This window comes from Rugamonas sp. GW822-FHT03B10 (assembly GCF_058801745.1).
In genome coordinates this window covers 528,524-541,114 of sequence record NZ_JBXANP010000001.1, presented here as the reverse complement: position 1 = coordinate 541,114, position 12,591 = coordinate 528,524, and the positions used below count along the sequence as shown (strand labels likewise).

Below are 12,591 nucleotides of genomic sequence, written 5' to 3'. Positions count from 1 at the left end.
TTAGTTGCGCACCGGCTTACCGGTTTGCATCATGCCCATGATCCGCTCTTGCGTCTTCGGATGGTTCAGCAGTTCCAGGAACGCTTTACGCTCCATGTCCAGGAACCACTGCTCGCTCACGAACTGACCCTGGTCGATGTCGCCGCCCGACACGATCTCGGCGATCATCTCGCCCAGCTTGAAGTCGTGCGCGGAGATGAAGCCGCCGTCGCGCATGTTGACCAGTTGCGCCTTGATGGTGCCGTAGCCGTAGCGGCCGGTGATCTGCACCGGAGCCTGCATTGGCGGACGGTAGCCCTTGTCGAACATGGCGCGCGCTTCCACCTTGGCCACGTGCAGCAGCTCATAGGCGTTGAACACGATCACGTCGTCTTCCTTCAGGTAGCCCATGGCCTGCGCTTCCAGTGCCGACTTGGACACGTTGGCGGTGGCGGCGTTGGTGAAGCCGGCCTTCAGGAATTGCAGGATGTCGTTGCCCTTGGCTTCCTTGGCGGCGCGCACGGCCGCTTCTTTCAGGCCGCCGCCGGCAGGGATCAGGCCCACGCCCACTTCCACCAGGCCGATGTACGATTCGATCGAGGCCACGCGCTTGGAGGCGTGCAGCGCCATCTCGCAGCCGCCGCCCAGGGCCAGACCGGCCACGGCAGCCACCACGGGCACGTTCGAATACTTCATCGCCATGAAGGTGTCTTGCAGTTCACGGATGATAGGATCGACCGCCTTCGCGCCGCCCTGCATGAACGCAGGCAGTGCCGATTGCAGGTCGGCGCCGGCCGAGAAGGCGCCGCCTTCGGCCGCGTCGGCGCTCCAGATCACCAGGCCCTTGAAGTTCTTGGCCGCTTCTTCCAGCGCCATCTTCAGGCCCTTGATCACGCCGTCGCCGATCACGTGCATCTTGGTCTTGAGCGAGATCACCAGCACTTCATCGCCCGAGTGCCACAGGCGTACCGAGTCGTCCTCGAACACGGTGGTGCCGGCGGTGCGGCCATCCACGGCGCCGGAACCGAACACCGGTGCGCGGAATTCCTGACGCTTGTACACAGCCAGGTCGGAACGCGGCACGAACGATTTCGAGACCGACGACCACGAACCTTCTGGGGTGTGGACGCCGCCTTTTTCAGCGACCGGGCCTTCGAACACCCAGGCTGGCAGCGGTGCGTTGCACAGCGCCTGGCCGGCGTCGATGTCTTCCTTGACCCAGGTGGCCACTTGCGACCAGCCGGCGGCCTGCCACGTTTCGAACGGGCCGACGTTCCAGCCGAAGCCCCAGCGCATGGCGAAGTCGATCTCGCGCGCGTTGTCGGCCACGGTGTCGAGGTGGATGGCGATGTAGTGGAAGGCGTCGCGGAAGATCGCCCACAGGAACTGCGCCTGTGGGTTGGTCGATTCGCGCAGAGCCTTCATCTTCTTGACCGGATCCTTTTCCTTCAGGATGCGGGCCACGATGTCGGCGGCCTTGCCGCCGCCGGTCACGTATTCACCGGTGGCGAAGTCCAGACGCTGGATCTCCTTGCCCACTTTCTTGTAGAAGCCGGCGCCGGTCTTCTGGCCCAGCGCGCCCTTCTCGACCAGCTTGGCCAGCACGGCCGGGGTCTTGTAGACGGCGGCGAACGGATCGTTCGGCAGGTAGTCCTGCATGGTCTTGATCACGTGGCCCATGGTGTCCAGACCGACCACGTCGGCGGTGCGGAAGGTGCCCGACTTGGCGCGGCCCAGCTTGGCGCCGGTCAGATCGTCGACCACGTCGCACGACAGGCCGAACTTCTCGGCCTCATGGACGATGGCCAGGATGCCGAACACGCCCACGCGGTTGGCGATGAAGTTAGGCGTGTCCTTGGCGCGCACGACGCCCTTGCCCAGGGTGGTGGTCAGGAAGCCTTCCAGCTGGTCGGCGATCTCCGGCTTGGTGGCGGCGGTCGGGATGATCTCGACCAGGTGCATGTAGCGCGGCGGGTTGAAGAAGTGCACACCGCAGTAGCGCGATTTCAGGTCGGCGTCGAAGCCTTCGGACAGCTTGGTGATCGACAGGCCCGAGGTGTTCGAGGCGAAGATGGCGTTCGGGGCGATGTGCGGGGCGACCTTCTGGTACAGGTCGTGTTTCCAGTCCATGCGCTCGGCGATCGCTTCGATGATCAGGTCGCAGCCGGCCAGCAGGTCCAGGTTGTCCTCGTAGTTGGCGACCTGGATCAGCGACGCGTGCTCCTTGTTGCCCAGCGGCGCGGGCGACAGCTTCTTCAGGTTCTCGATGGCGCGCAGCACGATGCCGTTCTTCGGACCTTCCTTGGCGGGCAGGTCGAACAGCACGACCGGCACTTTGGCGTTGACGCAGTGGGCGGCGATCTGCGCGCCCATCACGCCGGCGCCGAGGACGGCTACTTTTTTAACGATGAAATTGGTCATGTCGTATCCTTAGTCTCTACTTAGAACAGGTCAGCGTCGAGTGCCATCAGGCTGGCGGAGCCGGCGCGGGCCTGGCGAATCAAGGTGGCGGTTTCTGGCATCAGGCGGGCGAAGTAGAAGCGCGCCGTGGCCAGCTTGGCTTTGTAGAAGTTGTCGCCGGAGCCTTCTTTTTCCAGCGCGATCTTGGCCATCTGGGCGAACAGGTAGCCGTAGATCATGTGGCCGACCACGCGCAGGTACGGTACGCTGGCGGCGCCCACTTCGTCCGGGTTCTGGAACGCCTTCATGCCGATTTCCATGGTCAGCTTGGTGACCTTGTCGCCCAGGTCGCCCAGCGGGGTGACGAATTCGCTCATCGCCTCATCGGTGCCGTTCTCTTCGACGAAGGCTTTGACCTTCTCGCCGAACTTGCGCAGCTTGGCGCCGTTGTCGCCCAGGATCTTGCGGCCCAGCAGGTCCAGCGATTGCACGGTGTTGGTGCCTTCGTAGATCAGGTTGATGCGGGCGTCGCGCACATACTGCTCCATGCCCCATTCGGAGATGTAGCCGTGGCCGCCGTACACTTGCATCGCTTCCGAGGTGGCGATCCAGGCGTTGTCGGTGATGAAGGCCTTGATCACGGGGGTCAGCAGGGCCACTTCGTCGGCCGCTGCCTTGCGCACGTCCTCGTCGGGGTGGTGCAGTTCACGGTCGATCTGCAGCGCCACGTAGGAGGTGAAGGCGCGCGCGCCTTCGGCGTAGGCCTTGCCGGTCAGCAGCATGCGGCGCACGTCGGGGTGCACGATGATCGGGTCGGCGGGCTTGTCCAGCGCTTTCGGGCCGGTCAGCGAGCGCATCTGGATGCGGTCCTTGGCGTACACCAGCGCGTTCTGGTAAGCCACTTCCGTCAGACCCAGCGACTGCATGCCCACGCCCAGGCGGGCCGCGTTCATGAACACGAACATGGCGTTCAGGCCCTTGTTCGGCTGGCCGATGATCCAGCCACGGGCGCCGTCCAGGTTCATCTGGCAGGTCGAGTTGCCGTGGATGCCCATCTTCTCTTCGATGGCGCCGCAGGTGATCGGGTTGCGCTCGCCGACTTTGCCGTCGGCGGTCGGCAGGAACTTGGGCACCAGGAACAGCGAGATGCCTTTCGAGCCTTCCGGCGCGCCCGGCACGCGGGCCAGCACCAGGTGCAGGATGTTCTCCGACATGTCGTGTTCGCCGGCCGAGATGAAGATCTTGTTGCCGGTGATCAGCCAGGAGCCGTCGGCCTGTGGCTCGGCCTTCGAGCGCAGCATGCCCAGGTCGGTGCCGCAGTGCGGTTCGGTCAGGCACATGGTGCCGGTCCACTCGCCCGACACCAGCTTCGGCAGGTAGATCTTCTTCTGTTCGTCGGTGCCGTGCTCGAGCAGGCACTCGTAGGCGCCGTGCGACAGGCCGGGGTACATGGTCCAGGCCTGGTTGGCCGAGTTCAGCATCTCGTAGAACGAGTTGTTGAGCACGATGGGCAGGCCCTGGCCGCCGAAATCGGGCGAGCACGACAGGGCAGCCCAGCCGCCTTCGACGTACTGCTTATAGGCTTCCTTGAAGCCCTTCGGGGTGGTCACGGTCTGGGTCGCCGCGTCGTGGTGGCAGCCTTCGCGGTCGCCCGAGTGGTTCAGCGGGAACAGCACTTCCGACGTGAACTTGCCGCCCTCCTCCAGCACCTGGTTGATGATGTCGGCGTCGACATCGCCATAGTATGGCATTTGCTTGAGTTCATCTTCCACTTTCAGGAACTCGTGCAGCACGAATTGCATATCCCGGATTGGCGCGACGTATTGACCCATGATTTTCTCCTGATGGCGTAAAGCTAAATTAGTGTTGAATGGCTGCGGGCAAGGCGGCCGCTTACGATTTCTCTATCGCATCCGCCGGGTGGGGCGCATGCGGGTTCCGGTAATTCTCGATCAGCCGGTTGAAGCCGATGCTGGCGCGGTCCAGGCTGCCCGGGATGCGCAGGAAGCGCGCATCGTGGTGCAGGGCCAGGATCAGGCCGTACATCTCATAAACCAGCTGCTGCGGGTCGGTATCCGGCTTGAGGTCGCCGCATTCGATGGCCTGGCGCGCGCAGCGCAGCAAGGCGCCCTGCCACGCGTTGACCATCGACATCAGCTCCTCCCGGATGGGACCGGGGCGGTCGTCGTATTCCACCGCGCCGCTGATGTAAATGCAGCCCGATGCGACTTCCACGCTCACTCGCTTGACCCAGCGCGCGAACATCGCCTTCAGACGATGCAAGCCGCGCGGTTCCTTCATGCTGGGGAAAAACACTTCCTGCTCAAAGCGGTGGTGATACAGCTTGAGCACCTCCAGCTGCAAGTCTTCGCGCGAACCGAAATGCGCGAACACCCCCGACTTGCTCATGTTCATCCTGTCCGCGAGCAAGCCGATGGTGAGTCCTTCGAGCCCGTCACGACTGGCCAGGTCCAGCGCCACATCGAGAATGGCCGCGCGAGTCAGTTCACCCTTACGCATAAATTTGATAGAAGTATTAATAAGACCACCCAAGGTAAAAATTCGTCTGACGGAGAAACAATCATTCTCTCGCAGTTGAATTTACTTCGTGTGAAAAGAATTGCGAACGCTCGTACTATTATCCAGCGGGGGGTAAAAGTCAAACAGTACCGTTAGAGGCGCGGTTCTATTGCTGCGTCGCAGCAGCATTGTGGGGAAATGGGCACGCCGGCGGGGTCGCCGGCCCGCCGGCGGGCCGGCCCGGCCGCCGCCGGACGGTCACGCCGATGCCGCGGTGGCGATCGGCGCCATGGCGTCGCGGCACGGCGCGGGGGCCGGCGCCGGCTCGCCGCTGACCACCCGGTCGCGGCCGCCCTGCTTGGCCGCATACATGCGCTGATCGGCGAGCTCGACCAGCCGTTTCCAGTCGCCGGCGTGGTCGGCGCGGCGCTCGGCGAGGCCGATGCTGGCCGTCACCGGGCCGCCCTCGGGGCGCTCGCCGAAGCCGCCGCCGCGCAGCCGCTCGATGGCCGTGCGGGCCTGCTCCAGGCCCGTGCCCGGCATGATCAGCAGGAACTCCTCGCCGCCCCAGCGCGCCAGCACGTCGCCGTGGCGCATGTGCTGGGTGACCCGTTCGGTCATGGTGATCAGCGCGCGGTCGCCCGCCTCGTGGCCGTGGCCGTCGTTGATGCGCTTGAAATGGTCGAGGTCGAGGAAGGCCACGGCGAACGGCGCGTTGGCGCGCTCGGCCATCGTGAAATGCAGGTCGAGGATCTCCGTGCCGCTGCTGCGGGAAAAGGCGTTGGTCAGCGGATCGCGGATGGCCTGGCGCACCAGCGCGATCATGAACGCGAGCTGGCAGATGCCGGCCAGCGCGGCCACGCCCGTGATCAGCACCAGCAGCCAGAACGCGCCGGTGAACGCCGGCCAGTCCATGGCCGCCCAGCGCAGGTAGCCGGACACGGCATGGCAGACCAGGATCGGGCTGGCGACCACGAAGCTCTCGGCGACGGCGAGCGGGAACACCGCCAGCCCGCCCAGCAGCACGAACGGCAGGAAAGCGTAGCCGGCCCCGATCGCGGCCGACATGCCGGTCAGCTGGTAGTGCGTGAGCAGCGTGTGCGAGGCGACGTAGAACGCGGTGGGGATGGCGAACAGCAGGGCCATGGCCCGGTAGGCGTTGAACAGGTCGCCGTTGGAGCGGTAGTAGACCAGCAGGCTGGCGAACGCGGCGCTGGCCGCGAAGCGCATCAGCGCCAGCTGGCCCCACAGCGGGAACGGGAACACGACGAAGTCGATGATGCTCCACAGCGGCGTGAGCACGGCGAACAGGAAGGCGAACAGGCGCACCCGGTTGACGATCAGCACGGCGCGGCGCCGCGCCAGCAGGCTCAGATGGCGGTGCGGCGAAAACAACCAGCCGAGCTCGCTTTGCTTCAGCTCACCCGGCATCAGCCCCGTCAAACGGTGCCAGAGCATTTGCGTAACCTGATTCATGCATGCCTTTTCGAGGTCGCCGCGACAGGGGCGGCGGCGCCCCCTTGCCGGCTTAGGAATGGCTGGCCATGGCGGGATGACCAGTGCTTGCCTTTTTTGCCAATTAGCAATCCTAAGCCATGTCCACGGCGCTGTCAGCGGGGCGGCGGGCTTTCTTGACGCAAGTTAGGTAAACCGTTGACCTTTTGCCGCACGGGCAGGCGCGGCGGCGCCAACTCAGTCCGGACCGCCGAGCTTGCCCAGCTGGCGGCGGTCGCGTTTGGTCGGCCGGCCCTTGAGGTCGGCGCCCGGCTCGCGGAACAGCCGGCGCCGCTCGGCCGTCTCGGCGCGCGCCGCCACGCTGGCGGCCGTCTCCTCGTACAGCGTGCGCGCGATCGGCGCGGCCGCGCGCACGTCCGACAGGCCCCGCACCAGCACTTCCCAGCGGTCCGAGCCGTTGTCGATGAGCAGCCTGTCGCCCACGCGCAGGGCGCGCGCCGGCTTGACGTTCTCGCCGCCGAGCTTGACGCGGCCGCCGTCGACGGCGTCCGTGGCCAGCGAGCGGGTCTTGAAGAAGCGCGCCGCCCACAACCATTTATCGAGTCTGACTGTCTCGTTCATGCGTATTTCCCCACGGCGAAGATGCGCATCAGCAGCTTGTAGCCCACGTAGGCCAGGCCATAGCCGAGGCGGCGCCAGCGGCCCACGTTGGCGAACTCGTGCGCATGCACCACCACGCCGTCGGCGATGGCTTGTTCGATGTGGGCCCGCAGGCTGCGGGCGAACACGGCGTCTTTCACGACCACGTTCGCCTCCTGGTTCAAAAACAGGCTCAAGCCGTCCACGTTGCTCGACCCCACGGTGGCCCAGTCGTCGTCGATCACGGCCACCTTCGCGTGCAACTGGGTCTTGTGGTATTCCACCACCTTCACGCCGGCCGCCAGCAGTTTCGGATAGAACGAATGGGCCACGGCGTCCTGCAACCAGAACTCGCCCACGCCGATCAGCAGCACCACCTCCACCCCGCGCTCGGCCGTGGCGGCCAGGGCGCGGCGGAACTTGCGCCCCGGCGCGAAATACGGGTTGGCCAGCAGCACGCTCTTGTGGGCCCGGCCCAGCGCGTGCAGGTAGGCGCGCTGGATGGTCACGCGGTTGCGCAGGTTGTCGCGCACCACGAAGCCGGCCTGCGCCACCGCCCGCCTGGCGGCCTTGTTCAGCTTGCGCAAATCGCGGTACAGGCCGATGCGCTTGAAGATGCCGAGCTTGCCCTGGCGCGCCCACTGGGCCTCGGCCTCGGTCTGGATGGTCGCCACCAGCGGCCCGCGCACGGCCACCGCGAAATCCCAGCGCGGCGCGGCCAGCGCGATGTTGTGGTCGTAGTCGCAGAACAGGTCGTCGTTGATGTTGATGCCGCCGACGAAGGCGATGCCGTGGTCGACCACGCAGATCTTGCGGTGGGTGCGCGTCATGCCGCGCCGGAACCACGGGTTGAAGATGCGGTGCTCGACCCGCGCCGCCACCAGCTCCGCGTGCAGCCGCTCGACCCGGTGCCGGCCCGTGCCGAACCAGTCCGTGATCATGCGCACCTGCACGCCGCGCGCGGCGGCCCGCATCAGCGCCCCGCGCACGGCCTCGCCGGTGGCGTCGTCGGCGAAGATGTAGGTCTCGAAATAGATCTCGTACTGGGCCGCGTCGATGGCCGCGATCAGGGCCGGGAAATACTCGGTGCCGCAATAGAGCAGCTCGATCTCGTTATCGGCCAGGAAATTGACGGAACGCATAAATCCTGTCAGGCCAGCGCCAGCGAAGCGACGATGGGCGCGTGGTCCGACAGCCTGGCCCACAGCGTGCCATGCATCACCTCGGCCGCCTGCACGTCGAAGCCGCGCACGTAGATGCGGTCGAGCCGGAAGAACGGCAGCGCGGCCGGGAAGGTGCGGGCCTGGCGCACGGCGTTCCTGCGGCCCAGCGCGCGGCCCAGCTCATCGAGCGTGGAGTTGGAGCCGATCTGGTCGAACACCTCGACCACGCCCAGCGCGCCGCGCAGCTCGTCGCTGAGGGTATTGCGCCAGTCGTTGAAGTCGCCGGCGATGATGACCGGCTCGCCCTTGGGCGCCGAGGTGCGCACGGCCTCGATCAGGGCCGCCGTCTGGCGCTTGCGGCCCCCTTCGAACAGTCCCAGGTGGACCACGTAGCAATGCACGACGGCGCGCGGGGTCTGCAGTTCGCAATGGAGGATGCCGCGCTGCTCGAACGCGTGGTCGGACACGTCGTGGTTGTGGGTGTGGACGATGGGATAGGCGCTCAGCAGCGCATTGCCATGGTGGCCATGGTCGTAGATGGCGTTCATGCCGTAGGCCGTGTGCCCGTGGCGCGATTCGCCGGCCAGGAACTCATGCTGGGCCGCCTCGGGCCAGTGCTGGCGGCCGTGGTGCTCGGCGCCGTAATGGGCCGCCTTGCGGTCGTGGCGGCCCTGCACCTCCTGCAGGAACACGACGTCCGCGTCGAACAGGCCGATGGCCTGCTTCAACGCATGCACGCGCGGCAGGCTGCGGATGGCGGAAACGCCTTTGTGGATGTTGTATGTGGCGACGCGGATCTTCATGCGGTCATTCTACCCCCATCGGATGGGTAGACGGCAACCGCGCCGTTAAGGCTGGCGCGTCGGGCTGGGCTGGTAGCCGGCGGCAGGACAGCCGCGCAATCTCCTCAAGAACTCCAGGCGGTGGTCGGAAATGATACGCGCAATTTCGCGTGCGGGCCGCTAGCTCCGCTCTTGCCGTAGCTGATGCGGCAACTGCAGGATGGCTTCCGCGTTGGAGGACGAGAAGCATAGGTCGGCCGCCTCCAGGTAGGGCAGCCAGACATGGTTCAGGTGCTCGCGCGGGGCCAGCGTGATGGCGATGTCGCGCGGCACCTCGACGCTGAACACGTGCTCCGTGTTCTCCGTCACGCCCGGCGCGTAGCGGTGGCGCCACACGGGATAGATGGTGTAGACGTTCGACAGCCGCCAGTCGCGCAGCGCGATGCGCTGGCCGTCGGCCACGATGCCGGTCTCCTCGAACAGCTCGCGGGCGGCCGTTTGCGGCAGCGGTTCATCCGGCGCGTCCAGCGAGCCGGTCACCGATTGCCAGAAGCCGGGCCGGTCGGCCCGCTCGATCAGCAGCACTTGCAGGTCGGCCGTGTGGATCACCACCAGCACCGATACGGGAATCTTGTAGGGCTTCATGTTCCGCTCATAAAAAAGGCGCAGTCGCCCGCGCCTTCCTGCTTCGCCTCCCCAGCCGCGCAGCCAGCAGCCACGCGGCTGGGGTCTGACCCCGGTTGATGGGGGTCAGACCCCGGTTTTCGCCGGTAGATGGGGTCGGACCCCGGTTTTCGCCGGCGGCTTAGCCGGCCACTTTCGGCTCGGCGGCGCGCAGGCGGATGTGCAGTTCGCGCAGCTGCTTCTCGTCCACTTCCGACGGCGCCTGGGTCAGCAGGCACTGGGCGCGCTGGGTTTTCGGGAAGGCGATCACGTCGCGGATCGAATCGGAACCGGTCATCATGGTCACGATGCGGTCCAGGCCGAACGCCAGGCCGCCGTGCGGTGGCGCGCCGTACTGCAGCGCGTCCAGCAGGAAGCCGAACTTCAGGCGCGCCTCGTCGGCGTCGATCTTCAACGCGCGGAACACCTTCGACTGCACCTCCTCGCGGTGGATACGGATCGAGCCGCCGCCCAGTTCCCAGCCGTTCAGCACCATGTCGTAGGCCTTGGCGATGCAGGCGCCCGGATTGGTTTCCAGCATGTCCTCGTGGCCATCCTTCGGCGCCGTGAACGGGTGGTGGGTCGCGGTCCAGCGGTCCGATTCCTCGTCGTATTCGAACATCGGGAAGTCCACCACCCACAGCGGCGCCCAGACGTCGTCGAACAGGCCGGCCTTCTTGCCGAATTCGCTGTGGCCGATCTTCACGCGCAGCGCGCCGATGGCGTCGTTGACCACCTTGGCCTTGTCGGCGCCGAAGAAGATCAGGTCGCCGTCCTGGGCGCCCGTCAGTTCCAGCACCTTGGCCAGGGCCGCGTCATGCAGGTTCTTGACGATCGGCGATTGCAGGCCGTCGCGGCCCTTGGCCTTCTCGTTGACCTTGATGTAGGCCAGGCCCTTGGCGCCGTAGATGGCGACGAACTGGGTGTAGGCGTCGATCTCCGAACGCGGCATCTCGCCGCCCTTCGGCACGCGCAGGCCGACCACGCGGCCGTTGGCCATGTTGGCGGCGCCCGAGAACACCTTGAAGTCGACGTCCTTCATCACGTCGGTCAGGTCGGTGAACTCCAGCTTGACGCGCATGTCGGGCTTGTCCGAACCGTATTTGCCCATGGCGGTGGCGTAGTCCATCACCGGGAACGGGTTCGGCAGGTCGATCGCCAGCGTGTTCTTGAACACCTTGCGGATCATGTCCTCGAACAGGTCGCGGATCTCCTGCTCGTTCAGGAACGAGGTCTCGCAGTCGATCTGGGTGAATTCAGGCTGGCGGTCGGCGCGCAGGTCCTCGTCGCGGAAGCACTTGGTGATCTGGTAGTAGCGGTCGAAGTTGGCCACCATCAGCAGCTGCTTGAACAGCTGCGGCGACTGCGGCAGCGCGAAGAAGTTGCCGGCGTTCACACGCGACGGCACCAGGTAGTCGCGCGCGCCTTCCGGGGTCGACTTGGTCAGCATCGGGGTCTCGATGTCGATGAAGCCCAGCTCGTCCAGGTACTTGCGCACTTCCATCGTCACCTTGTAGCGCAGGCGCAGGTTGTTCTGCATCTGCGGACGGCGCAGGTCCAGCACGCGGTGGGTCAGGCGGGTGGTTTCGGACAGGTTGTCGTCGTCCAGCTGGAACGGCACCGGCACCGAGGCGTTCAGCACTTCGAGCTCGGAGCACACCACTTCGACCTTGCCCGACTTGAGGTTGGCGTTGATGGTGCCTTCGGTGCGGGCCGTGACCACGCCCGTGACGCGCAGGCAGAACTCGTTGCGCACCGCTTCGGCCACCTTGAACATCTCGGCCTGCTCAGGATTGCAGACGATCTGCACCAGGCCTTCGCGGTCGCGCAGGTCGATGAAAATGAGGCTGCCATGGTCGCGGCGACGATGTACCCAGCCGCACAGGCTGACGGTTTGGCCAAGCAGGGCTTCAGTGGTGAGGCCGCAGTAGTGAGTACGCATTGAGGACATGTTATTTCTCAGTTCAGGTTAAATAGTTCAGTTTATTTATCGGGGCGGACCCGTTTGTTATGCTTTGCCGGCCGTCTCGACGCCGGGCACGTGCTCCGGCGCCACCACGCCCATCGACACGATGTACTTCAACGCCGCGTCCACGCTCATGTCCAGTTCGACCACGTTCTCCTTCGCCATCATCAGGAAGAAGCCCGAGGTGGGGTTGGGCGTGGTGGGCACGTACACGCTGACGTAATCGCCCACCAGGTGGTTCTTCACATCGCCGCCGGGCGTGCCGGTGAGGAAGGCGATGGTCCACGAGTCGCGGTGCGGATACGGCACCAGCACGGCCTTGCGGAACGCGTTGCCGGACGAGGAGAACAAGGTGTCGGACACCTGCTTCACGCTCGAATACAGCGAGTTGACGATGGGGATGCGCTGCAACAGCCGCTCCCACAGCCGCACCACGTAGTTGCCCACCAGGTTGTTGGTGAGCAGGCCGGTCAGGAACACGATCAATACCGTCAGCATCGTCCCCAGGCCGGGGATGTCGAAGCCGAACAGGGTGCGCGGCTGCCAGCGCACCGGCACGAACAGCAGCGACTGGTCCATGGTGCTGATCACCAGGTTCAGCACCCAGGCCGTGATGGCCAGCGGCACCAGGATCAGCAAGCCGGTAATGAAATATTTACGCATTCGTGCTCTCTAGAGTGGAAAAGTGTGCCGCCGGGCGGCACCGCCGATCAATCCGCCTTGGTGCCGCTGGCCGGTGTGGTCGGCGCGGCGGGCGCGGCCGGTGCCGCGTCGGTCTTGGGCGCGGCCGGGCCGCTGGACACGCCCGTGGCAGGCGGCGTGCCGCCGCGGAAGTCCGTCGCGTACCAGCCCGTACCCTTGAGCTGGAACCCGGCGGCCGTCAGTTGTTTCTTGAACGACGACTTGCCGCAAGATGGGCAAACCGTCAGCTGCGGGTCGGAAATCTTTTGCAAGACATCCTTGGCAAAACCACATTCCTCGCAGCGGTAAGCGTAGATCGGCATCTATTACTCCGCAAAAACAA

Annotated in this window: 11 protein-coding genes; all 11 read right to left on the bottom strand. The window is 65.5% G+C overall.

Annotation, left to right across the window (positions count from 1 at the left end):
- The 11 genes from AC1RQG_RS02475 to AC1RQG_RS02425 all read right to left on the bottom strand — a co-directional run bounded on the left by AC1RQG_RS02475 (position 1) and on the right by AC1RQG_RS02425 (position 12,571).
- Positions 1-2,400, bottom strand: coding sequence for a 3-hydroxyacyl-CoA dehydrogenase/enoyl-CoA hydratase family protein (locus tag AC1RQG_RS02475; protein ID WP_493127935.1), 2,400 nt, complete (start codon positions 2,398-2,400; stop codon positions 1-3).
- 20 nt (positions 2,401-2,420) lie between these two features.
- Entirely contained in the window at positions 2,421-4,211 is a 1,791-nt protein-coding gene (locus AC1RQG_RS02470) for an acyl-CoA dehydrogenase C-terminal domain-containing protein (protein WP_493127934.1), read from the bottom strand.
- A 61-nt stretch (positions 4,212-4,272) separates the two neighbouring features.
- Positions 4,273-4,899 (bottom strand): TetR/AcrR family transcriptional regulator, encoded by a 627-nt coding sequence (locus AC1RQG_RS02465; protein ID WP_493127931.1) that lies wholly within the window; start codon positions 4,897-4,899, stop codon positions 4,273-4,275.
- Positions 4,900-5,157: 258 nt separating this feature from the next.
- Positions 5,158-6,357 carry a GGDEF domain-containing protein gene (locus AC1RQG_RS02460; RefSeq protein WP_493127929.1) on the bottom strand — a complete coding sequence of 400 codons (1,200 nt, stop codon included), beginning with the start codon at positions 6,355-6,357 and terminating at the stop codon, positions 5,158-5,160.
- A gap of 234 nt (positions 6,358-6,591) precedes the next feature.
- On the bottom strand, positions 6,592-6,975 hold the full coding sequence (locus AC1RQG_RS02455; protein WP_493127927.1) for an RNA-binding S4 domain-containing protein: 384 nt from the start codon (positions 6,973-6,975) through the stop codon (positions 6,592-6,594).
- A complete protein-coding gene (gene clsB / locus AC1RQG_RS02450; protein ID WP_493127925.1) occupies positions 6,972-8,135 on the bottom strand; it encodes a cardiolipin synthase ClsB in 1,164 nt (387 codons plus the stop codon). The genes AC1RQG_RS02455 and clsB overlap by 4 nt, the downstream gene beginning before the upstream one ends.
- 8 nt (positions 8,136-8,143) lie before the next feature.
- Positions 8,144-8,959: an endonuclease/exonuclease/phosphatase family protein gene (locus tag AC1RQG_RS02445; RefSeq protein ID WP_493127923.1), complete on the bottom strand. Its 816-nt coding sequence runs from the start codon at positions 8,957-8,959 to the stop codon at positions 8,144-8,146.
- A gap of 159 nt (positions 8,960-9,118) precedes the next feature.
- On the bottom strand, positions 9,119-9,583 hold the full coding sequence (gene nudB / locus AC1RQG_RS02440) for a dihydroneopterin triphosphate diphosphatase (RefSeq protein ID WP_493127921.1): 465 nt from the start codon (positions 9,581-9,583) through the stop codon (positions 9,119-9,121).
- Positions 9,584-9,743: 160 nt separating this feature from the next.
- On the bottom strand, positions 9,744-11,543 hold the full coding sequence (gene aspS / locus AC1RQG_RS02435; protein WP_493128226.1) for an aspartate--tRNA ligase: 1,800 nt from the start codon (positions 11,541-11,543) through the stop codon (positions 9,744-9,746).
- A gap of 66 nt (positions 11,544-11,609) precedes the next feature.
- Positions 11,610-12,230 carry a DUF502 domain-containing protein gene (locus AC1RQG_RS02430; RefSeq protein ID WP_493127919.1) on the bottom strand — a complete coding sequence of 207 codons (621 nt, stop codon included), beginning with the start codon at positions 12,228-12,230 and terminating at the stop codon, positions 11,610-11,612.
- 47 nt (positions 12,231-12,277) lie between these two features.
- Positions 12,278-12,571 carry an FmdB family zinc ribbon protein gene (locus AC1RQG_RS02425; protein ID WP_493127917.1) on the bottom strand — a complete coding sequence of 98 codons (294 nt, stop codon included), beginning with the start codon at positions 12,569-12,571 and terminating at the stop codon, positions 12,278-12,280.
- Positions 12,572-12,591 lie beyond the last annotated feature (20 nt).

Bases quoted from the DNA above. Each gene is read 5' to 3' on its own strand.
- AC1RQG_RS02455 (WP_493127927.1), bottom strand. From the start codon at position 6,975: ATGAACGAGACAGTCAGACTCGATAAATGGTTGTGGGCGGCGCGCTTC.
- AC1RQG_RS02430 (WP_493127919.1), bottom strand. From the start codon at position 12,230: ATGCGTAAATATTTCATTACCGGCTTGCTGATCCTGGTGCCGCTGGCC.
- AC1RQG_RS02460 (WP_493127929.1), bottom strand. From the start codon at position 6,357: ATGCTCTGGCACCGTTTGACGGGGCTGATGCCGGGTGAGCTGAAGCAA.
- clsB (WP_493127925.1), bottom strand. From the start codon at position 8,135: ATGCGTTCCGTCAATTTCCTGGCCGATAACGAGATCGAGCTGCTCTAT.
- AC1RQG_RS02475 (WP_493127935.1), bottom strand. From the start codon at position 2,400: ATGACCAATTTCATCGTTAAAAAAGTAGCCGTCCTCGGCGCCGGCGTG.
- aspS (WP_493128226.1), bottom strand. From the start codon at position 11,543: ATGCGTACTCACTACTGCGGCCTCACCACTGAAGCCCTGCTTGGCCAA.
- AC1RQG_RS02465 (WP_493127931.1), bottom strand. From the start codon at position 4,899: ATGCGTAAGGGTGAACTGACTCGCGCGGCCATTCTCGATGTGGCGCTG.
- AC1RQG_RS02470 (WP_493127934.1), bottom strand. From the start codon at position 4,211: ATGGGTCAATACGTCGCGCCAATCCGGGATATGCAATTCGTGCTGCAC.
- AC1RQG_RS02425 (WP_493127917.1), bottom strand. From the start codon at position 12,571: ATGCCGATCTACGCTTACCGCTGCGAGGAATGTGGTTTTGCCAAGGAT.
- nudB (WP_493127921.1), bottom strand. From the start codon at position 9,583: ATGAAGCCCTACAAGATTCCCGTATCGGTGCTGGTGGTGATCCACACG.
- AC1RQG_RS02445 (WP_493127923.1), bottom strand. From the start codon at position 8,959: ATGAAGATCCGCGTCGCCACATACAACATCCACAAAGGCGTTTCCGCC.